This is a genomic window from Vibrio lamellibrachiae, assembly GCF_050337265.1.
In the GTDB taxonomy this organism is placed as follows: Bacteria; Pseudomonadota; Gammaproteobacteria; order Enterobacterales; family Vibrionaceae; genus Vibrio; species Vibrio kyushuensis.
In genome coordinates this window covers 1,111,392-1,136,117 of record NZ_JAKJSU010000004.1, presented here as the reverse complement: position 1 = coordinate 1,136,117, position 24,726 = coordinate 1,111,392, and the positions used below count along the sequence as shown (strand labels likewise).

Genomic DNA, 24,726 nt, shown 5'->3' with positions numbered 1-24,726 from the left:
AGCTCGTTAGCTCTGCTTTTTTATGCGAGAAATATAAGAACTTTTTTACGATTAACCCTTGAAAAGGAATTTGACGCCCTTATCTATGGTGCATACAAAACAAAGATTAAATTTTTGTTTATTCGCAAGGGTTGAAAGCCCACTATACGCCCCCCACATAGGGGATATAGAAAATCTAAATAGAATTAATTCGGAGATCGCCTGATGGGTAAAATCATTGGTATTGACTTAGGTACTACTAACTCTTGTGTTGCTGTTCTAGACGGTGACAAACCACGCGTATTAGAAAATGCAGAAGGCGAGCGCACAACCGCTTCCGTTGTTGCATACACCGACGGTGAAACGCTAGTAGGTCAGCCTGCAAAACGTCAAGCGGTAACTAACCCAACTAACACGCTATTTGCAATCAAGCGTCTTATTGGTCGTCGTTTTGAAGACGAAGAAGTACAACGCGACATCGAAATCATGCCATTTAACATTGTTAAAGCTGATAACGGTGATGCTTGGGTTGAAGCGCAAGGCGAAAAAATGGCTGCTCCTCAAGTTTCTGCTGAAGTTCTTAAGAAAATGAAGAAAACAGCTGAAGACTTCCTAGGTGAAGAAGTGACTGGCGCTGTTATCACAGTTCCTGCTTACTTTAACGATGCACAACGTCAAGCTACAAAAGATGCTGGTCGTATCGCTGGTCTTGAAGTTAAACGTATCATCAATGAACCAACAGCTGCTGCACTAGCTTACGGTCTTGATAAGAAAGGCGGCGACCGCACTATTGCCGTTTATGACCTTGGTGGTGGTACATTCGATATCTCAATCATCGAGATTGATGAAGTTGAAGGCGAGAAGACATTTGAAGTACTAGCAACTAACGGTGACACTCACCTAGGTGGCGAAGACTTTGATAACCGTCTAATCAACTACCTAGTAGATGAATTCAAAAAAGAGCAAGGTCTAGACCTTAAAGCTGATCCTCTAGCGATGCAGCGTGTTAAAGAAGCAGCAGAGAAAGCGAAAATCGAACTTTCTTCAGCACAGCAAACTGACGTAAACCTACCTTACGTAACTGCTGATGCAACTGGTCCTAAGCACATGAACGTTAAAGTGACTCGCGCGAAACTAGAATCTCTAGTTGAAGACCTAGTACAACGTTCTCTTGAGCCTCTTAAAGTTGCTCTAGCGGATGCTGACCTATCTGTTGGTGACATCGACGATGTTATCCTAGTTGGTGGTCAAACACGTATGCCAATGGTTCAAGCTAAAGTTACAGATTTCTTCGGCAAAGAGCCGCGTAAAGATGTAAACGCTGATGAAGCTGTTGCAATGGGTGCTGCTGTTCAAGGTGGTGTTCTAGCTGGTGACGTTACAGATGTACTTCTTCTAGATGTAACTCCTCTATCTCTTGGTATCGAGACGATGGGCGGCGTAATGACTAAGCTAGTTGAGAAGAACACGACTATCCCAACTAAAGCGAACCAAACGTTCTCTACAGCAGAAGACAACCAGAATGCGGTAACTATCCACGTTCTTCAAGGTGAGCGTAAGCAAGCGACTTACAACAAGTCTCTTGGTCAGTTCAACCTAGAAGGCATTCAAGCTGCACCACGTGGCATGCCTCAAATCGAAGTAACTTTCGACCTTGATGCGGATGGTATCCTACACGTTTCTGCTAAAGACAAGCAGACGGGTAAAGAACAGAAGATCACTATCCAAGCTTCTGGTGGCCTAAGCGACGACGAAATCGAAAAAATGGTTCAAGAAGCGGAAGCGAACAAAGAAGCAGATAAGAAGTTCGAAGAACTTGTTACTGCACGCAACCAAGCTGACCAAATGATTCACGGAACTCAGAAGCAAGTAGAAGAAGCTGGTGAAGCTCTACCTGCAGAAGACAAAGAGAAAATTGAAGCAGCAATCAAAGAACTAGAAGAAGCGAAGAAAGGCGACGACAAAGAAGCTATCGACGCGAAAGTTCAAGCTCTTATGGAAGCATCTCAAAAGCTAATGGAGATTGCTCAGCAGAAAGCTCAAGCTGAACAAGCTCAAGGCGGCGAAGAAGCTGGCCAACAGCAAGCTCAAGACGAAGACGTTGTTGACGCTGAGTTTGAAGAAGTTAAAGAAGATAAGAAGTAATCTTATCGTTAGAGGGCAAAGCACTGAACCAGTGTTAACCCTCTAATTTAGAAGTATTTTCTATAACTGAAGATATTTCTAAACTATCGATGCGGGCGTTTGAGGAAACTCATACGCCCGTATGCTTGTCCATGACGTATCAATATAGCTAAATGTTTTTAATTGAATGAAGACACAATAGTTTTAATTAAAGCCTTTAGCTATATCGATACAACCGCAAGCGGAGCATAGCCGCTTGTTGCATTAATTTGGTGATCAATAGCATGTCAAAACGTGATTTTTATGAAGTATTAGGCGTCAGTCGTGACGCATCTGAACGTGATATTAAAAAAGCGTACAAGCGCTTAGCGATGAAATACCACCCGGACCGTAATCAGGGTGATGACACTTCAGATGAAAAATTTAAAGAAGTAAAAGAAGCGTACGAAATTCTGACCGATTCTCAAAAGAAAGCGGCTTATGACCAATACGGCCATGCAGCATTTGAGCAAGGCGGAATGGGTGGCGGCGGCTTTGGCGGTGGTGGCCAAGGTGACTTCGGTGATATTTTCGGTGATGTCTTTGGTGATATCTTCGGTGGCGGTCGTCGCGGTGGCGGCGGTGGTGGCCATCGTGCCCAACGTGGTTCAGATTTGCGTTACAACATGGAATTGTCTTTAGAAGAAGCGGTGAAAGGCGTTTCTAAAGAGATTGAAATCCCAACACTTGTTCACTGTGATACTTGTGACGGCAATGGCGCGAAAAAAGGCTCATCTCCAGAGACTTGTGGCACTTGTCACGGTCATGGTCAGGTTCAAATGCGTCAGGGTTTCTTTGCTGTTCAGCAAACTTGTCCTAGCTGTAACGGTAAAGGCAAGATCATCAAAGATCCTTGTAACTCTTGTCATGGTCAAGGCCGCAAGCAGAAAACGAAGACGCTTAACGTTAAGATCCCATCAGGCGTTGATACTGGCGATCGTATTCGCTTATCTGGCGAAGGTGAAGCCGGAGATATGGGCGCACCAGCAGGCGACCTTTACGTACAAGTACATGTGAAAGAGCACAATATCTTTGAGCGTGACGGAAACAACCTTTACTGTGAAGTACCTGTGAGCTTTACAATGGCTGCACTTGGCGGTGAAGTTGAAGTACCAACATTAGATGGTCGCGTTAATCTTAAAGTGCCAGATGAAACTCAAACGGGTCGTATGTTCCGTATGCGTGGTAAAGGCGTGAAAGGTGTTCGTGGCGGCGGTGTAGGCGATTTGATCGTTAAGTTAGTGGTTGAAACGCCAGTTAAGCTAAGCTCTCGTCAAAAAGAACTACTACGTGAGTTTGAAGACACTTGTGGTGGTGAAGCGGCGAATAAGCACAAGCCTAAATCAGAAGGCTTCTTTAACGGTGTTAAGAAGTTTTTTGATGACCTAACCAGCTAGAATAATTAAACGTTCTAGACAGTATGTTTTTAAAGACCAGCTTAATCGCTGGTCTTTTTGTATCTGTTCTTTTAAACATAAGATTTAATCTGAACCAAAAAAATCATCCCAACCTAACGTTGAACGACAAAAATAACAAAGTTGCTGTTAATCTAACGTCATAACTTTGAATGCTTTTTCAGCAGCTGTAAAAGCTACGTCAATAATCCCTATGATTAACAAAATCATGATCTAGCCCTGATAGTCTCGCCTGCTTTTGAATACGCTATAAAAAGGTGTAACGTGAATATAGTTAGAAAAAGCGCATTGGTTATTGCTCTGTGTATCACAAGCATTGGGGCACAAGCTGGTACTGCAGTGGGATTGTTTGTTGGGGAACCGTTCTGGGGACTAGAATTCAAACACAACGATATAAGATTTAACGTCAGCCTTGATGACCAATTTGGACTTGGGGCAAATAAATCATTTCAGGTATCAAATACTCCCCTGTATCTTTTTGTTGGCGGCCAGTACATAGATAGAAATACAAACTATATGGCGGTGACATCAGGGATAGGGGCAGAGCTTCGGGTAAAGCCGATGGGGTTCTATATCGATGTGGGGCCGAATCTATACCTTGATGAAATGCAGTTCGAGTTAGAAGCAAAAGCGGGTTTGAGAGTCTATTTTTAATTATCTCTTTTAAGATCTAAACCTATTCGGTCTTCACTTAAAAAGCGTAATCTGTTGTTTCAGGTTACGCTTTTTAGCTTCAGATTGAGTGCTCGCTTACCAACACTCAATAGGGGACCTCTGTCCCTTTGCATTGAGCGTCATCTTATTATCATTGGATAAACAGCTATCGTTTGTTTGCCCTTTTGTGGTTTGTGCCAGAGCCATGATGGTATAAGGCGTCGTTGATGAACTCGCAATTGAGAATTGATATCTGTCAGTATCACTATCGCAAATCGTGCAACTCCCTCCTGAAATGATGTTCGACCAATCATAGCTGCCTTGGTAACCCTCCTCTAGTATCAGTTGCATTCTGAGCATGTCTGTTTTGGCTGCTGTTCTATGCGCTTTTAACACATGGTCGGTATAACTGGGGTAAGCAATCGCTGCGAGAACCGCAATGATGGCGACTGTGAACAATAATTCGATCAGTGTCATTCCAACCTCTCTTTTTTTGTAGCGGTTACAGTTAAATAATTGAATCATTACGAGTTGTCCTTACTTATTTTCCTCCTATTTTTATTAGCTGTTAGCATCGGCGCAAGTGGATTAATTTATAAACAATAAGTTTCATAGGAAGTTGAGAAATGACTCGCGGGTTTACTTTATTAGAACTGGTAATCACGATTAGTATTTGTGGGGTTGCTCTAGCTTTTGCTGCGCCAAGTTTTAGCAATATGGTGGCGGACAGCAAAATGAAGCGATTAGCGACCGAGTTTAATGGCTTTATTATCCAAGCTAAATCAGAAGCAGTAATGAGAAATAAAAAGCTCTACGCTCATTTCTCCTTTCCGGAAAACACTGAAAATTCATTAGGCACTTGGAATGTCATTTTGGCGGATTCAGATACCCTACCGGGCGCCGATAATATCGCCTACTTTGATGGTCAGCCTTTCTATGGATTAACGGTCAAGCATACTTATAGCTCTCAACAGATCGCGTTTGATGCGATACGAGGTAGGCCTAAATCGGGTAGTTTTATTTTCCAACCTGTATCGAGTAATTCCAACCAATTAGCCATAAAAACATCGAACCCTCCGGGGAGAGTTAAGGTTTGTAGCCTCGAGGGGGATCATTATGGCTATAAAACTTGTTAGAAAGCAGCAGGGCATTGCACTAATCGAAGTTATGATCTCAGCACTTATTGGGATTATTGCTATAGGGATTATTGGTTCAGTCTTTCTGACTGGACAACGCATTGCCAAAGAGCGTTCTCTTGAATTACTCGTTTTACAAAGTTTGATGAGCACCAGTTCGATGATGAGAGCCGATATTCAAAGAGCGGGCTTTGATGGAGGGTCGGGTAACTCATTAACACTTCAAGGCTCGACAAGTACAGTTGCAGTGAGTGGCGCGAGTATGGGTTTTGTCTATTATTTACCTGATATTAATAAATACCAAAATATCAAATATAAGCTTAGTGAAGGCCAGCTTTATAGCTGTGAAAGGAAAGATACAGCCACCGCCTCGTTAAACAACTTAACAGGGTGTGCAAACTTACTTGATCAAAATATCATCAATGTCGTCTCTATGGCGATATCAACTACACCACTTGTTACCAGTAGTGCAACCAATCTATTGACTCATGTTTACTTAGAAGCCGAACTGCATGATGGCAGTTATAACCAATCGGTTTCGATGGCAATAAAGCAAAGGAACTGGCTATGAAGAAGAGATTCGTTAGTCGTGGCACTTACAGTAAGCAGCGAGGAGTCACTGCGCTATTGGTTACTGCATTATTATTAATGGGGACGCTAGCCTTTGCGCTAGGGTCTTATCGAGGCGTTTTTTATCAGATAAAAGTCGCGAACAATCAGATTGATGATCGTAAAGCACATTGGCGCGCAGAAGGCGGTCTTGAGTGTGGATTTAGCTCTATGGTCTTTAATAATGACAGCACAATTCCTAGCAACTTAAATGGCGTTTGCTCTGATATGGATCTAGATTACCTGCAAGCAAGCAGTAGTGATCCAGAGCGATTAATTGCAAAACATGGTAATAGAGAACTGAGTAAGAGTCTGACTTTTTCTGGTAGCTCAGGGGCAGGTGCAATTAAGTCGACTTCAGATTTGATTGTCTTTGGCAATGCGGAATTTCCACCGCCTGACCCAGGCCTAAAAAATAGTGACGGTTTGTATGAATGTGTTGCGGTGGTTGTACGCAGCAACATCGTTATTAATGGGAATATTAGTAATCAAGGTGTAGGGAGTACAATATCTAAACCAAGTGAAGACTTTGATAATAGCTCTGATTGCGCACCTTCTCATAAGACAACTACCGGAGGGGTCAACGGTATATGGCGCAATGCGAGTAATAACTACGTATCAACAGGTGTTGAGCTAGATTTCCAACGTGATGAAACACTTAATCCATTTAAAACATTATTTGAAGTTGAACGAGGAGATTGGGAGCAGATTCGAGATAACCCAGACTTTGAGTTTATTAATTACACTATGCTAGGCAATGATGTTGATTGCGTGGCTAGATTTAAAGACGACTTAGTGAGCGGTCAGCCTAATCAAGTTTGGATTGATGGTAGTTGTGAACTTGATCAAGCTGCTATCGATGTGATTACCAATATTCAATCAAGTCACTCAGGAACGTATCTGTTCTTGCTAGTTCATAATGGCGTGTTAGGTATTAGAGGTTCTGGTTCAATTGAAGGTGTGGTATTTCACTTTAACGAAAACTTTGCTTCAAATCCCGCCTATTGGGACTCGTTCTCCACAGTTCTTCAAGCAGACCTTAATGCAAACTTTACTTTACCGATTGAAACGGCTTATGGGGCTAATACTGCATTGACCCCTAAACATGCAACGTACCTTCAGTCGGGTTCATTTAAGTTCACTGGTGGAATGCTGTTCGATACACAGGGGCAAATGGCTCTTTTCAATAACTCAATGCGACTTCAATACAATAGCGACATCATAAATAGTTTTCAGTTTTCAGCAAAACCCAAATGGAAAAAGGGGTCTTGGAGTGACCACTAAACAGAAAGGCTTTAGCCTGATAGAAGTAATGATTGCGTTTATTCTTATTGGTGTAGCATCTCTTGGTTTAGTTATGTTGCAGACCTATGTGGAAGCGAGAGCAGGGCATGCAAAAACCAGCTTAACAGCTTTGTATGTCATTGAGTCTCAGTTGGAATTGTTTCGCCAAAGAGGTATATCGTCAGCAGGTGCTAGCTATTCTCTGAATGATGTACACAGTGAATGTAATGCAATGACGGAAAATGGTGCGACCTTAGATGTCCAACTAACTTGCGAGTCAACGTTGATCTTAAGTGATAGTGTTAGTTCTATATCAATGAAAGCGTACTGGAGCGATCGTTATCAACAAGATCAAGAAGTAAAGATTGTGACCATGCTGTCCAAGTATAGCGAGTTCGATTAAATATCGAACTTTTTGGTAAAGTTAGTGTTATATATCGAGTTGATATAGTAATTGCAGTGATAGTTACTGCGTGAATGTGTTTTATTTAGGTTTAAATGTTGTTCTATTCTCGTATGTGGTGTTGTTTGTTTTTTGTTGCACGTTGATTGTGTTTTTGCAAAATATGTCCCTGTTTAAGAAAAATGTCATAGAACCTTGTGCTTTTATGGTGTGAATTTTATAAAATAGACAGTGATATATAGACCATTCATATTATTTCAAAGGTCTATGGCAACCACACACACATACGGAGTTACCATGAGTAACCAAGCTACGAAACAAGCACCATCGCCGAAGCCGAGCGGTATGGATCGCTTTTTAAACGCCATCGAAACAGCAGGTAATAAGATTCCAGATCCTGCGATTTTATTCTTCTGGGCACTTGTTATTGTTTGGGTTTCATCTGCAATTTTATCTAACGTCTCTTTTGATCTGATAAACCCTCGTACTGGTGATGCACTAGAAGTAAATAACTTACTTACAGGTGAAGCGCTCGCAAGTTTCATGGCGAACATGGTAACGACGTTTACTGGTTTTGCTCCTTTAGGTATCGTATTGGTTGCTATGCTAGGTGTTGGTGTTGCTGACGCTTCTGGCTTCATCCAAACTGGCCTTAAGAAGATGCTTAACTTCACGCCAGCTAAGCTTCTAACTCCAATGCTAATCTTGGTTGCTATCGTATCTCATACGGCAGCGGATGCAGGTTACGTACTGGTTATTCCACTAGGTGGCATCATCTTCCACGCAGCGGGTCGTCACCCTCTAGCGGGTATCGCAGCAGCGTTTGCTGGTGTATCAGGTGGTTTCTCTGCAAACTTTATTCCTTCAGGTATCGATCCTCTACTAGCTGGCTTCACACAAACAGCAGCGAACGTTCTTGATCCTGAATACGTTATCAACCCATTAGCGAACATCTTCTTTACTGGTCTGTCTTCGTTCCTAATCGTTGGTATCGGTTGGTGGGTAACTGAGAAAATCATCGAACCACGCCTTTCTAATACACCAGTAGATGAAGATGCTGAAGAAGCTCCAGATCTAGGTACGTTCACTGAAATCGAATCAAAAGCATTCCGTTGGGCTGGTTGGGCAATGGTTGCTGGTATTGCAGCACTTGTGTTCGCTCTTATGCCTGAAGATTCAGCACTGCGTTCTCCAGAAGGTGAACTAACTGCATTCTCTGCGCCTCTAATGCAGTCAATTGTTCCGCTTATCTTTATTCTATTCGTTATTCCTGGCATCGTTTACGGTCGCATCTCAGGTAAATTCAATAGTAACAACGATATTATTAAATCAATGTCAGAGACTATGTCTACGATGGGCGCATACATTGTAATGTCGTTCTTCTGTGCTCAGTTCCTATCTGCATTTGGTCAATCAAACATTGGTACTATGCTTGCGCTTTACGGCGCTGAAGGTCTGAAAGCAATGGACCTTGCTGGTGAAATGACAATCGTTGGTATGATTCTTCTTACTGCGTTTGTTAACTTACTAGTTGGTTCTGCATCGGCTAAATGGGCTCTAATTGGTCCAATCCTAGTTCCTATGCTGATGGTTGTTGGTATCTCTCCTGAGCTATCTCAAGCGGCTTACCGTGTTGGTGATTCTGTATCTAACATTATCTCTCCACTAATGGTGTTCTTCCCACTTGTGGTTGTTTACTGTCAACGTTACGTTAAGTCGACAGGTATCGGTACACTAGCTGCTCTTATGATGCCGTTCTCTATCGCAATGCTAATTGGTTGGACTATCTTCCTACTAGCTTACTGGGCACTTGGTATCCCTCTAGGTATCAACGCTCCTTACACTTACACAATGTAAGTGTGCATTAAGGCTTCACTATTGGTGTTTTCTTAACGTAATATCAGATAACAAAGCCCGCGATAACCTTCGCGGGCTTTTTCTTATCAGCACATTCAAGGTAGACTTCTGATATCTTTCTTAGTAGCTCAATCATTGTCATGATGTGCTTTCAGCATTACGTTTTTTATTATTTCGGAGTTTGATCGTGTCTCTTTCTCAATTTACTTCACAAGATGAATTCTTCATGCGGCGCGCCCTTGAGTTAGCTTCAGTTGCAGAAAGTGAAGGCGAAGTGCCTATCGGTGCTGTTTTAGTTCGTGATGGTGAGATTATTTCTGAAGGATGGAACCGCTCAATTGGTCAGCATGATGCGACGGCTCATGCCGAAGTTGAAGCGTTGCGAAAAGCCGGACAGGTATTAGAGAATTATCGTTTATTAGACACCACCTTATATGTCACGTTAGAGCCGTGCCCTATGTGTGCTGGTGCGCTTTTACACAGCCGAGTTAAACGTGTTGTGTTTGGTGTCACCGATCTTAAAGCGGGCGCAGCAGGTACCGTTTTAGACTTGTTTGAAAGCCAAGCTGCGTATCACTACGCAGAGGTTGAAAAAGGGTTGCTCGAAGATGAGTGTAAAGTCGTATTACAAGCATTTTTCAAACGTAGACGAAAAGAGATAAAGGAAAAAAAGCGGAAGTTGAAGCTAGATCTAGAAGGAAAGTCAGAAGAGTAGATAAGTTAGACGTAGAGTCTTAGTAGGGGGTATTTCAGCAAACATCTATGCTTGGATATATTGTCTTTACTTGAATATATCGCTACTGATAGATGCTTGCCTGTTTGATTAATCCATCTGTAATTGAGTATAAGTTCGGTTTCGCCAAATAATTTTCTTCTTATTATTTGATAACATACGCTTTCTACGCGTCGCTGAAACCGTTTTACTCAAACGTTTGGATTGCATTTTACGTTTCATCATAAAATACTCCTTTAAAGGTTCTTACTATTATCGTCTCAAACACGTTGGCTTGAGTCATTCAAACTTGATTACCTTACCTTTATAAAAAGTAAATGTTACGGCAATATGAATGTGTCTGAACTAAATAATATATGGGGTTTGTTCGGGTAAAATACAAGGAACCTGTAATATAAAAAGCGCACTAACTGATTAAGTTAATGCGCTTAGATAGTGAGAGTATTATTCGTTCTCTTTACTGCTCTATTACTCCGCTGATGATGTCACTTCGGTATTGGAAGTATCCGAAGCTTCAGAGCCTTCACCTGTATCAACACCTTCTGATGTTTCAAGCTCAGCGCTTTCAGCACCCGAAACAAGCGGTGTTTCTGGTTGAATAACCGTAAGGTCATCAATATTAGATTCTGATGAAGCACTTCTTTGCTCTACGTGGCCAATAATACTTTGATAATAGCGACGTATATTTTCAACGTAATTTCTTGCTTCATCACCACGAGCGAACCCGTAATAGGTCTGGCTATAATACTTCTTCTGCCTTAGCAGTGGTAAGCGGTCTTTAACATCGGCCCAAGCGTCTGGGTTGCCACCTTGTCGCTTGGTTAAGCGTCTAGCATCCATCACATGGCCAAAGCCAACGTTGTAAGAGGCCAGAGCAAACCAGATTTTCTCATGATCTGAAATACTATCAGGAATGCGATCGACCATTTTTCTTAGGTACCTCACTCCCCCCCAAACCGACTGTTCTGGGTCCAAGCGGTCAGTCACACCAACACTTTTGGCGGTAGGAAGGGTAAGCATCATCATGCCACGTACACCCGTTGGCGATCTTGCGGTTGGATTCCAGTGAGACTCCTGATAAGCCAATGCTGCGATTAAGCGCCAATCAAACTCTTCAGAGTATTGCTTAAATAGAGGTGACCATTCGGGCAGTTTGCTATCGAGGGCTCGAATAAAAGCGCGAGTATCGACATAATCAAAACTGCCAATATGACCAATGTATTTCTCTTCGAGAGCAGCAAGCTGCCCCGATTGCTTGAGTGAGCCAAAGAATTCGATCAAGAGGGCATATAGGCTTTCATCTTCAGAGCGATTGATAAACCAAGAGATGGGTTGGTCTTCTGTGAGTTCAAAAGCGATCGCGATATCAGGGTAAATACGTTGAGAGAGAGAGATCTCAATGGAGTCAGCAACACTGAATCGTTGCTTCCCTTCAGACACCTGCTTTAGTAGTTCGTTGATATCGGCATCAATATCGACCGAGTATTCAAAGGTTTCATGCTGAGCTTTTAACTGGGCAAGGGTGTTTTTAAAGTGCGAATCGTCAACGATACTGACGATAGGGTTGCCATCGTTACCTTCAATTAACTTTTCTTGCCTCGCGAGTAACTGCTCAAAATTTCTTGGACGCCATTGCCCTTTTTTATACACCAACTGTTGGCTGACGTAATAATAGGCGGGTCCTGCTCTAAACTCTTTCAGGCGTTTCTCTGATTGGCTGAGACCTGCGGCTATTATGTCAATTTCACCATTTTTGAGAGCGGGGTACAGGCTAGACATCCGGTAGGCAGGTTTCATTTCAAGCTTAACTCCAAGCTCATTAGCAAACTCTCTGACCAATTCGTAATCAAGCCCGGCTGGACCATCGGGCCCAATATAGTAAGAAAGCTGATTGTTTAGCGTGCCAACGCGTAAAACGCCACGATCGAGAATCTGTTGAAGCTCGCTTTTTGGCTCTGATTCTATTTGGCAGCCTGTAAGTATTACCAATGCAAATATAAAGGCGGCAGTCAGTTTTAGTTTCGACAGTGTGCTGTTCAACATTTTTAAGTTCTCATACATCTAGTATCGCTTTTATATCAAAGCCTAACGGTATGGAAAAGCAGAGTTATAAAAGAATGAGCGGACCGAGTATTAATTCATCAATTACGGTGTATTCTGAAATTGACAAAAAAAATGACGCAAACGGTTGCTTTTGGTGTTACATCACAAAAGTAATTGCTTTATAATGCGCTCGCAACGGAGAGGGGAAATCGGCATAAGTTTCAAGATTATCTTTATTATACAAAGGTAACTTGTTGAATTTATACCAATATCACCTTAATCAATTGCATAAAGAGACCTAAGCACATGAGAATTTTGCGTGGCTCCCCAGCCTTTTCTGAGTTTCGTGTTAACAAGCTTTTAGAGCTTTGTCGTGAATTAAGCTTACCAGTAACTGGTATTTATGCTGAATTTACCCACTTTGCTGATCTAACGGCAGACCTTGACGCGTCTGATGTTGAAAAATTAGAAAAGCTGCTGACTTACGGTCCTACGATTGAAGAGCATGAACCAACAGGTTTGTTGCTACTTGTAACGCCTCGTCCGGGTACCATTTCTCCTTGGTCTTCTAAATCGACCGATATCGCTAATAACTGTGGCTTAGATAAAGTCGCACGTTTAGAGCGCGGTACGGCTTATTATGTAGAGTCTTCTTCTGAGTTGACTGAACTTCAACTTGTTGAGCTTAAAGCTGTCTTGCACGATCGCATGATGGAAGTCGTGTTTACTGACTTCGACGCCGCAAATGCATTGTTCCAAGTTGCAGAGCCTGCTCCTTATGCAGAAGTTGATCTTATCTCTGGTGGCCGTAAAGCCCTTGAAGTTGCGAACGTGACTCTTGGTCTTGCACTTGCTGAAGATGAAATTGATTACCTACTTGAAAGCTTTACAGAAAAGCTTGGTCGTAACCCAACTGATATTGAACTAATGATGTTTGCCCAAGCAAACTCAGAGCACTGTCGTCACAAGATTTTCAATGCAGATTGGACAATCGATGGTGTTAAGCAAGATAAATCATTGTTCAAAATGATCAAAAACACCTTCGAAGTGACGCCTGAAAACGTACTGTCGGCATATAAAGACAATGCAGCAGTAATGACTGGCTCAACTGTTGGTCGCTTCTTCCCTGATCCAGAAACGCGTGAATATAACTACCACCAAGAGAAAACACACATCTTGATGAAAGTTGAAACGCATAACCACCCAACGGCAATCTCTCCTTGGCCGGGTGCTTCAACGGGTTCAGGCGGTGAAATCCGTGATGAAGGCGCAACAGGTATTGGCGGAAAACCAAAAGCGGGTTTAGTGGCGTTCTCAGTATCAAACCTTAAGATCCCGAACTTTGTTCAACCTTGGGAAACAGATTTTGGTAAGCCAAGCCGTATCGTTACTGCTTTGGATATTATGCTTGAAGGCCCTCTAGGTGGCGCAGCATTCAATAACGAATTTGGTCGTCCTAACCTTCTTGGTTACTTCCGTACTTACGAAGAGAAAGTAAACTCTCATGCAGGTGAAGAAGTACGTGGTTACCACAAGCCAATCATGCTGGCTGGTGGTCTAGGTAATATTCGTGACGACCATGTTCAGAAAAAAGAGATCCCAGTTGGCGCAAGCTTAATTGTGCTTGGTGGTCCTGCAATGAACATCGGCCTTGGTGGCGGTGCTGCTTCTTCAATGGACTCTGGTTCTTCTTCTGAAGATTTAGATTTTGCTTCAGTACAACGAGAAAACCCAGAGATGGAACGTCGTTGTCAGGAAGTGATCGACCGTTGTTGGCAACTAGGTGATGCGAACCCAATCGCATTCATTCACGATGTAGGCGCGGGTGGTATCTCTAACGCACTTCCTGAGCTAGTAGACGATGGTGAGCGTGGTGGTATCTTTAACCTACGTGACGTGCCAAACGATGAGCCGGGCATGAGCCCTCTTGAAATTTGGTGTAACGAATCTCAAGAACGTTACGTAATGGCCGTTGCTGACAAAGACATGGCAACATTTGAAGCGATTTGTAAGCGTGAACGTGCACCGTTCGCTGTGGTTGGTAAAGCAACAGAAGAGCGTGACCTTAAGCTAGAAGATTCGCACTTCGACAATACGCCAATCGATATGCCAATGGACATCTTATTAGGTAAAACACCTAAGATGCACCGTGATGCGAAAACGCTGAAAGTAAATAACCCAGCAATTGATCGTTCTGGTATCGAGATGAACGAAGCGGTAGAGCGTATTTTACGTCTTCCTACTGTTGCTGAGAAAACATTCCTTATCACTATCGGTGACCGTTCAGTAACAGGTCTTGTTGCTCGTGACCAAATGGTTGGCCCTTGGCAGGTTCCTGTTGCTAACTGCGCAGTTACTGCCGCAAGTTACGATACTTACCACGGTGAGGCGATGTCTCTTGGTGAGCGCACGCCAGTTGCTCTGTTAGATTTCGGCGCATCAGCTCGCTTAGCTGTTGGTGAAGCAATTACAAACATTGCTGCGACCAACATTGGTGATATCAAAAACATTAAGCTATCGGCTAACTGGATGTCTCCAGCGGGTCACCCGGGTGAAGACGCAGGTCTTTACGAAGCGGTTAAAGCCGTTGGTGAAGAGCTATGTCCTGCGCTTGGCCTAACTATTCCAGTTGGTAAAGACTCTATGTCGATGAAGACCAAATGGGAACAAGATGGCGAGCAGAAAGAAGTAACGTCTCCGCTTTCTCTAGTTATTACTGCGTTTGCTCGTGTTGAAGATGTTCGTAAGACGATCACTCCTCAACTGCGTACAGACAAAGGAGCTTCAAGCTTAGTACTTATCGATCTAGGCAACGGCAAAAACCGTCTAGGCGCAACAGCATTGGCACAAGTTTATAAGCAGCTTGGCGATAAACCGGCAGACGTAGACAACGCAGAGCAGCTAAAAGGCTTCTACGACGGCGTTCAAGCACTGGTTGCAAACGACCATGTTGTCGCTTACCACGATAAAGGCGATGGCGGCCTATTCGTTACGCTAGCTGAAATGGCATTTGCTGGTCACTGTGGTGTTCAAGCGAACATTGAAGCATTAGGTGAAGATACGTTAGCAGCACTATTCAACGAAGAGTTAGGTGCAGTGATTCAGGTTCGCAATGAAGAACTTGATGCAGTGAAAGCGATTCTTGCAGATAACGGCCTAGCGGCATGTTCACATGTTATTGGCTCTGTTGAAGCTTCTGACGAGTTAGTGATTAAGTCTGGCGAGCAAGCCATTGTTGAGCGTAACCGTACTGAACTACGTACTATCTGGGCTGAAACAACGCATAAGATGCAAGGCTTACGTGACAACCCAGTATGTGCAGACCAAGAGCACGAAGCGAAGAAAGACAACTCAGACCCAGGTCTAAACGTTAATCTAAGCTTTGATGTGAACGAAGATATTGCTGCTCCTTATATCAACAAGGGCGCTAAACCTAAGATGGCGATTCTTCGTGAGCAAGGCGTTAACTCTCACGTTGAGATGGCAGCGGCATTTGACCGAGCAGGCTTTGAAGCAACCGATATCCACATGAGCGATATCCTAACGGGGTCTGCAGTACTTGAAGAGTATAACGGTCTTGTTGCTTGTGGCGGTTTCTCTTACGGTGACGTACTAGGTGCTGGTGAAGGTTGGGCGAAGTCAGTTCTATTTAATGAACAAGCTCGTAACCAGTTCGAAGGTTTCTTTAAGCGTGACGATACATTCTCTCTAGGTGTATGTAACGGTTGTCAGATGCTTTCTAATCTGAAAGAGCTTATTCCTGGTGCAAACAACTGGCCACGTTTTGTTCGTAACGAATCAGAGCGCTTTGAAGCTCGTTTCAGCCTAGTTGAAGTTCAGAAGTCAGACTCTGTTTTCTTTGATGGTATGGAAGGCTCTCGTATGCCAATCGCTGTTTCACACGGTGAAGGCCGCGTAGAAGTACGTGATGGTGAGCACTTAGCTGCGATTGAAAACTCAGGTACTGTTGCTCTACGTTACGTTGATAACAACGGCAACCAAACACAACAATACCCAAGTAACCCGAATGGTTCACCAAACGCTATCACAGGCTTAACAACCACCGATGGCCGAGTAACGATTATGATGCCTCACCCAGAGCGTGTTTTCCGTACGGTTGCAAACTCATGGGCTCCAGAAGGTTGGGGTGAAAATGGTGCTTGGATGCGTATGTTCCAAAACGCACGTAAGAATGTAGGCTAATGTTTAGCTAACACAGTTCAAATCTTTATTAGAATCGTCACTCATTGAGTGGCGATTTTTTTGTGCTCTTAAAAAATAGTAGTAGATATCGTTGTATAAATTTGGGAGGTTTACGCACAAGTTGGAGTGGTTAAAGATACTTCCTGATGTTGGCTAAAGCTTGTTACCTTAACTAAGCTTAAGGCCTTGATTAAAGGAATAAGAGCACGCCACCGAGGAGCACCGTCATAATGTCCGTTTCCAACTGGAGTATGAGAACTCTCTCAGGTTTTATGTCCTTTCTAATTGTTGTGATGTTTCTATGCGCTTATTTCGCTTTTAAGTTCTTATGGTCTTATGACAAGGCGTTAGAGCAGGTAGAGAATATTCATGAAAGAGAGCTTCAACAGGTCAATACGATGTTGGATCTCGCTAAAGACGACTTGGAAGGGAAGCTTTCCGACTATGCTGCATGGGATTCTATGGCGCAATTTGCTAGTGACGGTAATGACGAGTTTCGACAAGATGATCTCAATATTCATACGCTTGTATCTATGGGTTTGGAAGGTGTGTTTGTTTTTAATAAGGAGAAGGAATCAGTCTATTCAAAGCGTTATGATCATATTCAAGAAAAAGAAGTGGTGGTGGGAAGTGAACTTCCAAGTTACTTTAATAGATTGCTGCGCAAGGCTGAAGAAAGCTCCACAGAGGAGCTTAATGCAATTACCGGGCTTATTGCGTTTGAAACGCATGCGTACATCTACTCATTATCTCGGATCTGCAATAGTGAAGCACTTGAGTGTGACAATGGCTTCGTTATATTTGTAAGCCCACTAGAGCCCGACTATTTAGAGCTTGTAGAGAAAACAACCGGGCTAAGTGTTTCTATCAAAACATTAAAAACAATACCTATTATTCATCATGAACATGGAACTTCAGCTGAGAGTTACCTTAATTATTTGGATCCGATCTCTCTTTTAAATATCAACATTCAGATAACGCACAGCATAGTACGGCCGAAGTTTATAGAAGCAGATGAATTGAGTGTTGTCGTTGGTTTCGCATTCACGCTGTTTTTTATGAATACACTACTGGTTCACAAGTTAACAGAACCGATCAATCAAGCCCGAAAAGCCTTTATTGAATTTGCACAGCAAGGTAAAGCCTTGCCAGAAGAGAACCAATTTGTTTCGAAAGAGATGAAGCAGTTTTCCAATACAATTAATCGTCTAATTCATGAACTAGATGCAAACCGGAACGAATTAAAGTGGCAATCTGAACATGACTTTTTAACGGGGCTCGCCAATAAACGTTTACTGGAAAAATTAACCACAAGGTGGATAGATGATCCTAAGATCGCTCATTTAACGCTTTTTATGATCGATATCGATTATTTTAAACCCTATAACGACCATTATGGTCACTTAGCCGGTGACCAAGCCTTAGAGCGGGTAGCAAAGAAATTAGACAAGTCTATCCTTATAGAGAATCAGGTGTTAGCACGATTTGGTGGTGAAGAGTTTTGCTTAGTGCTCGCTGCATCGACACCATTTGATAGTCAAGCTATAGCGAAGCAGGTTCATAATAATATGAGAACATTGGGCATATTACATGAACATTCAAAAGTGGCTGAAACGTTAACGGTGAGTGTAGGCGGGGTACATTGTGTAAGAGGCTCTAAAGAAACGTATCAAAGCTTGGTCCATAAAGCCGATCTTGAACTATATAAAGTGAAGGATAATGGACGCAATGGCACCAGTGTAATAGAAGGAAGCTAGGTATTTACTGAGTTCATGAGCATTTGAGTTATGTTTTGATGAAAATGAATAGATAAAACAGCGGAAAATTGAATGCATTTGTGCTCTAATACCGCGCTTACCAAGGGATGGTTTTAAACGCGCTCAATATAGATAGAATTCTTAGCGTTGGGCAATCCCTGATTAATCCCTTAGGAATACGAAAATGGCTTCAAATAAAAAATTTGCTATCCGCTTAGTTGAAAAGCGTACCGGCTGGGCTGCTGAAATTACGCGCCAAGTAACATCTCGTAAAGTTGTAGTTTCAAAGCGTGAACTAGGCTTTGAAACAGAAGCTGAAGCACAAGCTTGGGCTGAGAAAGAGCTAGCAGGTTTTGTGAAAAACCAAGCTGAGCGTAACGAGCGTAAAGGCCAGCAGCGACAAGAGCGTGAAGAACGCGAAGCCGCAGCTGCACGTGAAGCAGAGCAACGCAGAGAAGCTCGCCTTGCTGCTGAAGACGCAGAAGAAGAGTAACGACTCTTTTTGAAATGAAAAAACCGCCTATTGAATTGGCGGTTTTTTGCTTTTAAGAGGTAACTAGCTTTTAGAAGGCCATAAGTTGAATTAACGAAACTGACCCGCATCAGGTAAGAAATCAAACCCAGCAGTAGCTAATTTAGCTTCCAATGCTGTTTTATTAATATCGAAATAGACCGCCAGTTTATCAAGGTCACCACCAAATTCATCACGAAGCTTCATATTGACGATGCTCATAAGCATAATCGGGTCCATCGTTTCAAAATTTGAAAGATTCATTACTTGTCCTCAAAATCCGAAATCAAAAGATTTGCTGCTGCAAACGCTGCTTTTTCTCGTGTATCTTTCGATAACGTTTCATCTGCTGCAATGTCATTAAGCGCTTTAACTGCACACGAAATAGCCTTTGGTATGTATCCTTGATCTCCACTGCCAATTTGAGCGTAAAGTTCACGAACTAAGTCACAGCAACCGTATACTTGCATGTTAATTTCCTATAAATGATAGCTGCTCTCAATATACACACTGGCTAAAGCAAAAACAAAGCAGGAGTTTGTTTTAGCGCAAGGTGTGTCGGTGTCTGGTTGAAAGTTAACCTTGTACCTGCTGCTCTAATTGACAAGTCACCTCAGGATCGAGGTTTAGTTGCTTACTCAACTCTTGCAAATAACTCTTTTCCATAAAGTTCTGCTCATCAACAATGAGTAGCGAAGCTAGGTAAATCTCGCTTGCTTGTTGTGGCGAATTTGCAAGTTGTGCGATGTCACTTGGGTCGAGTGGTTTATTCAATTCTTGGTGAATCAATTGCTGTACAGAGTTGTCAGCGCCCATTTCTGCCACGGCTTGCTCAATGCGCTGCATTTCCTGTTCGTCAACGTGACCATCAGATTTTGCAGCGGCAATCATAGCTTTCAGAATGAGGGTTTGGTGACTGCTGTCCGTTTCATCAAAGGTCGATGATGGAGAGTTACTAGGGGAGTTGGTCGGTTGCTTAGCTTGCCAATCATTGTAAACCTTGTATGCCAAAGTCCCTAAGGCCGCTGCACCGCCAACGACGGCAATTTTAGTCCCCATTTTACGTGCTTTTTTTGATCCCATGAGAGCACCAATTAAACCGCCGCCAACGGCTCCAGCTCCTAACGTTTTTAGCTTACTGTTACTTGAGCTCATTGAGCTAAGACCTGATGCGTGTTTGGTTAACTTTTCTGAACCCTGTTTAAGGATGTCAGATTTAAGCGCTTGATTGAGAAGACCCGTTAGATTCATAAATACCTCCAGTAGATATAGCTGAAGTCTAAAGTGGTATGAATGAACACAGGATTAATATTTTAGAAATTAATAACTGAGATTTCTTAGGATGAGCTTTTGGATACTCGAAAAACAAAAAGGGCTGGCATATTGCCAACCCTTTAAAGCTAGGTAACCGTTGCTTATTTAAGTCGTTACTTACTTAAGCTGTGATTTTACATGCTCTACAATGTCCGTCATTGGGATTGCTGATTTCTCTCCAGCACGACGGTTTTTATATTCGAAGTTGCCTTCATCCATGCTGCGGTCGCCGATAACGATAGTGTGTGGAATGCCCACAAGTTCGATATCTTTAAACATAACACCCGGACGCTCTTTACGATCATCGAATAGAACTTCAATACCCATTGCTGTTAGTTCAGCGTATAACTTTTCAGCCGCTTCTTTAACGCGCTCAGATTTGTGCATGTTCATTGGAACAATAGCCACTTGGAATGGTGCGATAGCTTCTGGCCAGATGATGCCGAACTTATCATGGTTTTGCTCAATTGCTGAAGCAACAACACGTGATACACCGATACCGTAACAACCCATCTCTAGAGTTGCGCTCTTACCGTTCGGGCCAAGAACATTACAGTTCATCTTCTCTGAGTAGTTTGTACCCAGTTGGAAGATGTGACCTACTTCAATACCGCGTTTCAGTTGAAGCGTACCTTGGCCACATGGGCTCAGATCGCCTTCAATAACGTTACGTAAGTCTTCTACTTGACCAAGTTCTACGTCACGTCCCCAGTTGATACCAAAGTAGTGTTTGTCATCGACGTTTGCACCAGCACCGAAGTCACTCATTACCGCAACAGTGCGATCTACGATGAACGGCAGTTCAAGGCTAACAGGACCAAGTGAACCCGGACCCGCCCCAATTAGTGCACGAATCTCTTCTTCCGTTGCCATCTCTAGTGGAGCAGCAACCTCTTTAAGGTTCTCTGCTTTCACTTCATTAAGTTCGTGGTCGCCACGGATAATCAGCGCAATGATATCAGCATCAACGTCGTCTGAAGCTTTAACAAAAAGCGTTTTCACTGTTTTTTCAATCGCTAAGCCGTGTTGCTCAACCAGTTCTGCAATCGTTTTTGCATTTGGCGTATCGACCAGTTTCATCTCTTGAGTTGGTTCAGAACGTTCAGCCGTTGGTGCAAGTGCTTCTGCTTTTTCGATGTTAGCAGCGTAATCAGACTCAGAAGAGAATGCGATCAGATCTTCACCGCTTTCTGCTAATACGTGGAATTCGTGTGAAGCGCTACCGCCGATGGCACCGGTATCTGCCAGAACTGGGCGGTAATTAAGGCCCATGCGGTCGAATGCTTTACAGTATGCATCATGCATTGCGTCGTAAGAGTTTTGTAGACCTTCTTTGTCGATGTCGAAGCTGTATGCATCCATCATCGAGAATTCACGGGCACGCATCACACCAAAACGAGGGCGTCTTTCGTCACGGAATTTAGTTTGGATTTGGTACAAGTTTAATGGAAGCTGCTTGTAAGAGTTCACTTCGTTACGTACAAGGCTAGTGATCACTTCTTCAGCTGTTGGGCTTAGGATAAACGGACGCTCATGGCGATCAGTGAAGCGAAGCAGTTCTGCGCCCATCTTTTCAGCACGGCCAGTCTCTTCCCAAAGTTCAAAGGGTTGAACAACGGGCATCAAAGTTTCAACTGCACCTGCATTATCGATCTCTTGGCGAACGATGTTTTCAACTTTACGTAGCACACGTAGACCAGTAGGTAGCCACGTGTATAGACCTGAAGCAAGTTTACGGACCATACCTGCACGTAGCATCAGCTGGTGGCTAATGACTTCTGCGTCGTTTGGGGTCTCTTTCAGAGTGGCAAGAAGATAGTTACTGGTGCGCATTATTATATCCGTTCATCTTAGTTGAATGCCTTTGCATAAAGCTCGCTAATTACGTGCTTTATGGTGACATTGGAAAAAGTGTTAGCCCGCAATAATAGCAGCCAAACGAGTTTGTCAAAAGTCTTCTATTGCAGTAACGGTCACTAAGTTAGCCGAAACGGTAAATTTCACATTTAAGTCGAATAGATTGACGGCGTATTCTTTATTATCAGGCTTTTTCTTTTTGTAGGCAGGGCGAGGATCTTGTGACAGCACTTGCTCGATGACCGCTGTTTTCATCTCTGAGTCTTCGAGTACTAACAGTGCTGCTTGAGCCTCTGAGCCGAATATGACTGCTACAGTCTCAGGCTCTTGTTCTGCATAACTACCAGTTGCCTCAGTAATAGCGTCAGAATAGGGGATATAAGGTTTGATATCGACGATGGGGGTTCCGTCAACAAGATCGACTCCGCCTAGGTCGATATAGACTTGATTACCTTCTTGAACAACACCGCGTATGGATGCTGCCGACATACCGATTCCATTGGGGCGAAAGGTTGAGCGAGAAGCAAAGACGCCAATACGTTCATTGCCACCTAATCGAGGTGGTCGAACGGTAGGTTTCCAACCAGCAGCGAGATTTTTATCAAAGAGAAAAAGTAACCATAGGTGGCTAAAGTCGCTAAGCCCACGAACAGATTCCATGCAGTTAGCGTCGTTAAGAAGCTTTATGCGAGACGTTGCGCTCGGTACTAGCCTTGGTTGTCTTGGTACAGCAAATTTTTCGTTATAAGGCGTCTGAATAACACCGATAGGATCAATAGAATACACGCGTGACCTCACAACTTTGTCTTTTTAGTCATTCAATTGAATTTTATATGAACGCCTAATGGTTCAGGTTTATTGATGTGATGGCAGTTTAACAAAAATCCACCAAGAATAAGCAGTTAGAGTGGGCTCCATGAGTGTTAATTACCTTTTTTTAGATAATTCATTGTGATTTTTTAGTTATAAGCTCTGTGTTGGTGTTAATTTATAGTTAATAGGGCTGGTTTTTGATATTTTTTGTTACATGTTGAGCTTCAGTTTTTACAATCTGTAAAGTAATGTGCTGAATCCCTGCGTATTGACAGCGTAAGGTCAGGAAACAAAAACAAACTATAAATTACAAGCAAACACAATGGAGGGACAGATGAGTTCATCTGCTTCGATTAAACAAAACTCACCAAAAAAGCCGATCTTTACGCGCTTTCTTGATGCCGTAGAATACTTGGGGAATCTATTACCTCATCCTATTACTCTTTTTGCTATTTTCTGTGTAGCGATTCTCGTTACGTCAGGTATTGCCGGCTATTTTGAAGTGTCAGTAATAGACCCTCGCCCTGAAGGCGCAAGCGGTCGTGCTGCTGATGGTATGATTCATGTCGTAAGTTTATTGAATGCTGAAGGATTACAGCGCATTGTCACTAGCTTAGTTAGTAACTTTGTTGGCTTTGCTCCACTAGGTACGGTACTTGTTGCGCTACTAGGTGTTGCTATTGCTGAGCACTCTGGTCTTCTATCTGCTGCTATGCGCGGTATGGTAATGGGCGCTTCGAAGCGTATGGTAACGGTAGCTATCGTATTCGCTGGTATCATTTCAAATACAGCATCTGAGCTTGGTTACGTTGTTCTTATTCCTTTAGCCGCGATGATGTTCCACTCGTTAGGTCGTCACCCTCTAGCTGGTCTTGCAGCAGCGTTTGCAGGCGTATCTGGTGGTTACTCAGCTAACCTTCTTATCGGTACGGTCGATCCTCTACTGTCGGGTATTACAGAGACAGCGGCACAGATGCTAGATCCTAGCTACTCTGTAGGTCCTGAGGCGAACTGGTACTTCATGTTTGTTTCTACTTTCTTTATTACAATTGCGGGTGCATTTGTTACTGAGAAAATTGTTGAGCCTAAACTAGGTAAATACAACGAAGAAGAAGCTGCCGAAGACTTATCTAACGATTCAGTTGGTAAACTAACAGATATTGAAAAGAAAGGTCTTAAGTTTGCAGGTGTTGCTGTTCTATTAGTAAGTGCGGTACTCGCTTGGACAGTTGTTCCTGCTGATGGCATTTTACGTCACCCAGTAACAGGTGAAATTGCAGGTTCTCCATTCCTAAGAAGCATCGTAGCTTTCATCTTTGTCTTCTTTGCTATTCCGGGTTTTGTTTACGGCAGAATTGTTGGAACAATGAAGAACGACCGTGACGTTATTGATGCAATGGCTAAGTCAATGTCTTCAATGGGTCTATACATCGTTCTTGTATTCTTCGCAGCTCAGTTCGTTGCATTCTTCAGCTGGACTAACTTTGGCCAAGTATTCGCGGTTGGTGGTGCAAGCTTCCTACAGAACATCGGCCTAACGGGTCCAATGCTGTTTTTCGCATTTATCCTAATGTGTGGCTTCATTAACCTAATGATTGGTTCAGCTTCTGCACAATGGGCAGTAACAGCACCTATCTTTGTTCCAATGTTAATGCTGGTTGGTTACGCGCCTGAGACAATTCAAGCGGCTTACCGTATCGGTGATTCAACAACTAACATTATTACTCCAATGATGAGTTACTTCGGTCTAATTCTTGCGGTTGCTACTCGCTACATGAAGAACCTAGGTATCGGTACGCTTATCTCAACCATGCTGCCTTACTCAGTAGTCTTCATGGTTGGTTGGAGCTTCATGTTCTACGTATGGGTGTTCCTACTAGGTCTACCGGTTGGTCCTGGCGCGGCGACTTACTACACGCCTTAGTCCATGATTAAGATATAAATAAAAAACCTGCGAACTTCGCAGGTTTTTTTATGCTTTCTATGTAATCCAAA

The 24,726-nt window shown here is 43.0% G+C and carries 21 protein-coding genes; 13 read left to right on the top strand and 8 right to left on the bottom strand.

What is annotated here, in order from left to right:
- Positions 1-204 precede the first annotated feature (204 nt).
- The 3 genes from dnaK (at position 205) to L4C54_RS05325 (ending at position 4,211) form a co-directional block, all read left to right on the top strand.
- On the top strand, positions 205-2,124 hold the full coding sequence (gene dnaK, locus L4C54_RS05335) for a molecular chaperone DnaK (RefSeq protein WP_428803605.1): 1,920 nt from the start codon (positions 205-207) through the stop codon (positions 2,122-2,124).
- 263 nt (positions 2,125-2,387) lie between these two features.
- Complete coding sequence (dnaJ, locus tag L4C54_RS05330) at positions 2,388-3,539, top strand: molecular chaperone DnaJ (protein WP_428803604.1); 1,152 nt, start codon at positions 2,388-2,390, stop codon at positions 3,537-3,539.
- A gap of 282 nt (positions 3,540-3,821) precedes the next feature.
- Positions 3,822-4,211: a hypothetical protein gene (locus tag L4C54_RS05325; RefSeq protein ID WP_428803603.1), complete on the top strand. Its 390-nt coding sequence runs from the start codon at positions 3,822-3,824 to the stop codon at positions 4,209-4,211.
- A 96-nt stretch (positions 4,212-4,307) separates the two neighbouring features.
- Here L4C54_RS05325 and L4C54_RS05320 read toward each other — a convergent pair whose 3' ends face one another.
- Positions 4,308-4,736: a type IV pilin protein gene (locus tag L4C54_RS05320; RefSeq protein ID WP_428807340.1), complete on the bottom strand. Its 429-nt coding sequence runs from the start codon at positions 4,734-4,736 to the stop codon at positions 4,308-4,310.
- A gap of 101 nt (positions 4,737-4,837) precedes the next feature.
- Here L4C54_RS05320 and L4C54_RS05315 point away from each other — a divergent pair, with 101 nt between their 5' ends.
- The 6 genes from L4C54_RS05315 (at position 4,838) to tadA (ending at position 10,215) form a co-directional block, all read left to right on the top strand.
- Positions 4,838-5,347: a GspH/FimT family pseudopilin gene (locus L4C54_RS05315; protein ID WP_428803601.1), complete on the top strand. Its 510-nt coding sequence runs from the start codon at positions 4,838-4,840 to the stop codon at positions 5,345-5,347.
- Entirely contained in the window at positions 5,328-5,918 is a 591-nt protein-coding gene (locus L4C54_RS05310) for a PilW family protein (protein WP_428807339.1), read from the top strand. Before L4C54_RS05315 ends, L4C54_RS05310 begins: the two co-directional genes overlap by 20 nt.
- Positions 5,915-7,240 (top strand): hypothetical protein, encoded by a 1,326-nt coding sequence (locus L4C54_RS05305; protein WP_428807338.1) that lies wholly within the window; start codon positions 5,915-5,917, stop codon positions 7,238-7,240. Before L4C54_RS05310 ends, L4C54_RS05305 begins: the two co-directional genes overlap by 4 nt.
- Positions 7,230-7,643 (top strand): type IV pilus modification PilV family protein, encoded by a 414-nt coding sequence (locus tag L4C54_RS05300; RefSeq protein WP_428807337.1) that lies wholly within the window; start codon positions 7,230-7,232, stop codon positions 7,641-7,643. The genes L4C54_RS05305 and L4C54_RS05300 overlap by 11 nt, the downstream gene beginning before the upstream one ends.
- 297 nt (positions 7,644-7,940) lie before the next feature.
- Positions 7,941-9,500, top strand: a complete 1,560-nt coding sequence (locus tag L4C54_RS05295) for an AbgT family transporter (protein WP_428803597.1) — start codon at positions 7,941-7,943, stop codon at positions 9,498-9,500.
- Positions 9,501-9,687: 187 nt separating this feature from the next.
- Positions 9,688-10,215 carry a tRNA adenosine(34) deaminase TadA gene (gene tadA, locus L4C54_RS05290; protein ID WP_428807336.1) on the top strand — a complete coding sequence of 176 codons (528 nt, stop codon included), beginning with the start codon at positions 9,688-9,690 and terminating at the stop codon, positions 10,213-10,215.
- Positions 10,216-10,323: 108 nt separating this feature from the next.
- On the opposite strand, the gene L4C54_RS05285 is transcribed toward tadA, so the two are convergent.
- Together L4C54_RS05285 and mltF are read right to left on the bottom strand one after the other, a co-directional pair.
- Entirely contained in the window at positions 10,324-10,458 is a 135-nt protein-coding gene (locus tag L4C54_RS05285; protein ID WP_428803595.1) for a hypothetical protein, read from the bottom strand.
- A 243-nt stretch (positions 10,459-10,701) separates the two neighbouring features.
- Positions 10,702-12,276 (bottom strand): membrane-bound lytic murein transglycosylase MltF, encoded by a 1,575-nt coding sequence (gene mltF / locus L4C54_RS05280; RefSeq protein ID WP_428807335.1) that lies wholly within the window; start codon positions 12,274-12,276, stop codon positions 10,702-10,704.
- Between the two features lie 306 nt (positions 12,277-12,582).
- Between mltF and purL the strand changes: the two genes are divergently transcribed.
- The 3 genes from purL (at position 12,583) to L4C54_RS05265 (ending at position 18,729) form a co-directional block, all read left to right on the top strand.
- The gene (gene purL, locus L4C54_RS05275) at positions 12,583-16,479 is read left to right on the top strand and encodes a phosphoribosylformylglycinamidine synthase (protein WP_428807334.1); all 3,897 of its coding nucleotides are present in this window, start codon (positions 12,583-12,585) and stop codon (positions 16,477-16,479) included.
- 230 nt (positions 16,480-16,709) lie between these two features.
- On the top strand, positions 16,710-18,236 hold the full coding sequence (locus L4C54_RS05270; RefSeq protein WP_428807333.1) for a sensor domain-containing diguanylate cyclase: 1,527 nt from the start codon (positions 16,710-16,712) through the stop codon (positions 18,234-18,236).
- A gap of 184 nt (positions 18,237-18,420) precedes the next feature.
- Positions 18,421-18,729 carry a DUF3622 domain-containing protein gene (locus L4C54_RS05265; protein WP_428807332.1) on the top strand — a complete coding sequence of 103 codons (309 nt, stop codon included), beginning with the start codon at positions 18,421-18,423 and terminating at the stop codon, positions 18,727-18,729.
- Between the two features lie 90 nt (positions 18,730-18,819).
- Here the strand turns inward: L4C54_RS05265 and L4C54_RS05260 are convergent, their stop codons facing one another.
- From L4C54_RS05260 to tsaA, 5 genes are all read right to left on the bottom strand, one after another.
- Positions 18,820-19,011, bottom strand: coding sequence for a DUF4250 domain-containing protein (locus L4C54_RS05260; RefSeq protein WP_428807331.1), 192 nt, complete (start codon positions 19,009-19,011; stop codon positions 18,820-18,822).
- Positions 19,011-19,217, bottom strand: a complete 207-nt coding sequence (locus tag L4C54_RS05255; RefSeq protein WP_428803589.1) for a YaeP family protein — start codon at positions 19,215-19,217, stop codon at positions 19,011-19,013. The genes L4C54_RS05260 and L4C54_RS05255 overlap by 1 nt, the downstream gene beginning before the upstream one ends.
- 106 nt (positions 19,218-19,323) lie before the next feature.
- Entirely contained in the window at positions 19,324-19,998 is a 675-nt protein-coding gene (locus tag L4C54_RS05250; RefSeq protein ID WP_428807330.1) for a tellurite resistance TerB family protein, read from the bottom strand.
- Positions 19,999-20,178: 180 nt separating this feature from the next.
- Entirely contained in the window at positions 20,179-21,894 is a 1,716-nt protein-coding gene (locus L4C54_RS05245; protein WP_428807329.1) for a proline--tRNA ligase, read from the bottom strand.
- A gap of 114 nt (positions 21,895-22,008) precedes the next feature.
- Positions 22,009-22,704, bottom strand: a complete 696-nt coding sequence (tsaA, locus tag L4C54_RS05240; RefSeq protein WP_428807406.1) for a tRNA (N6-threonylcarbamoyladenosine(37)-N6)-methyltransferase TrmO — start codon at positions 22,702-22,704, stop codon at positions 22,009-22,011.
- A 361-nt stretch (positions 22,705-23,065) separates the two neighbouring features.
- Between tsaA and L4C54_RS05235 the strand changes: the two genes are divergently transcribed.
- The gene (locus L4C54_RS05235) at positions 23,066-24,655 is read left to right on the top strand and encodes an AbgT family transporter (RefSeq protein WP_428803585.1); all 1,590 of its coding nucleotides are present in this window, start codon (positions 23,066-23,068) and stop codon (positions 24,653-24,655) included.
- The last annotated feature ends 71 nt before the right edge of the window (positions 24,656-24,726 follow it).

Excerpts from the sequence above, each read along its gene's own strand:
- L4C54_RS05255 (WP_428803589.1), bottom strand. The coding sequence starts at position 19,217 with ATGCAAGTATACGGTTGCTGTGACTTAGTTCGTGAACTTTACGCTCAA.
- dnaJ (WP_428803604.1), top strand. The coding sequence starts at position 2,388 with ATGTCAAAACGTGATTTTTATGAAGTATTAGGCGTCAGTCGTGACGCA.
- L4C54_RS05315 (WP_428803601.1), top strand. The coding sequence starts at position 4,838 with ATGACTCGCGGGTTTACTTTATTAGAACTGGTAATCACGATTAGTATT.
- L4C54_RS05295 (WP_428803597.1), top strand. The coding sequence starts at position 7,941 with ATGAGTAACCAAGCTACGAAACAAGCACCATCGCCGAAGCCGAGCGGT.
- L4C54_RS05245 (WP_428807329.1), bottom strand. The coding sequence starts at position 21,894 with ATGCGCACCAGTAACTATCTTCTTGCCACTCTGAAAGAGACCCCAAAC.
- mltF (WP_428807335.1), bottom strand. The coding sequence starts at position 12,276 with ATGTTGAACAGCACACTGTCGAAACTAAAACTGACTGCCGCCTTTATA.
- purL (WP_428807334.1), top strand. The coding sequence starts at position 12,583 with ATGAGAATTTTGCGTGGCTCCCCAGCCTTTTCTGAGTTTCGTGTTAAC.
- L4C54_RS05320 (WP_428807340.1), bottom strand. The coding sequence starts at position 4,736 with ATGATTCAATTATTTAACTGTAACCGCTACAAAAAAAGAGAGGTTGGA.
- L4C54_RS05310 (WP_428807339.1), top strand. The coding sequence starts at position 5,328 with ATGGCTATAAAACTTGTTAGAAAGCAGCAGGGCATTGCACTAATCGAA.
- L4C54_RS05305 (WP_428807338.1), top strand. The coding sequence starts at position 5,915 with ATGAAGAAGAGATTCGTTAGTCGTGGCACTTACAGTAAGCAGCGAGGA.
- L4C54_RS05250 (WP_428807330.1), bottom strand. The coding sequence starts at position 19,998 with ATGAATCTAACGGGTCTTCTCAATCAAGCGCTTAAATCTGACATCCTT.
- L4C54_RS05235 (WP_428803585.1), top strand. The coding sequence starts at position 23,066 with ATGAGTTCATCTGCTTCGATTAAACAAAACTCACCAAAAAAGCCGATC.
- L4C54_RS05270 (WP_428807333.1), top strand. The coding sequence starts at position 16,710 with ATGTCCGTTTCCAACTGGAGTATGAGAACTCTCTCAGGTTTTATGTCC.
- L4C54_RS05260 (WP_428807331.1), bottom strand. The coding sequence starts at position 19,011 with ATGAATCTTTCAAATTTTGAAACGATGGACCCGATTATGCTTATGAGC.
- L4C54_RS05285 (WP_428803595.1), bottom strand. The coding sequence starts at position 10,458 with ATGATGAAACGTAAAATGCAATCCAAACGTTTGAGTAAAACGGTTTCA.
- dnaK (WP_428803605.1), top strand. The coding sequence starts at position 205 with ATGGGTAAAATCATTGGTATTGACTTAGGTACTACTAACTCTTGTGTT.
- L4C54_RS05265 (WP_428807332.1), top strand. The coding sequence starts at position 18,421 with ATGGCTTCAAATAAAAAATTTGCTATCCGCTTAGTTGAAAAGCGTACC.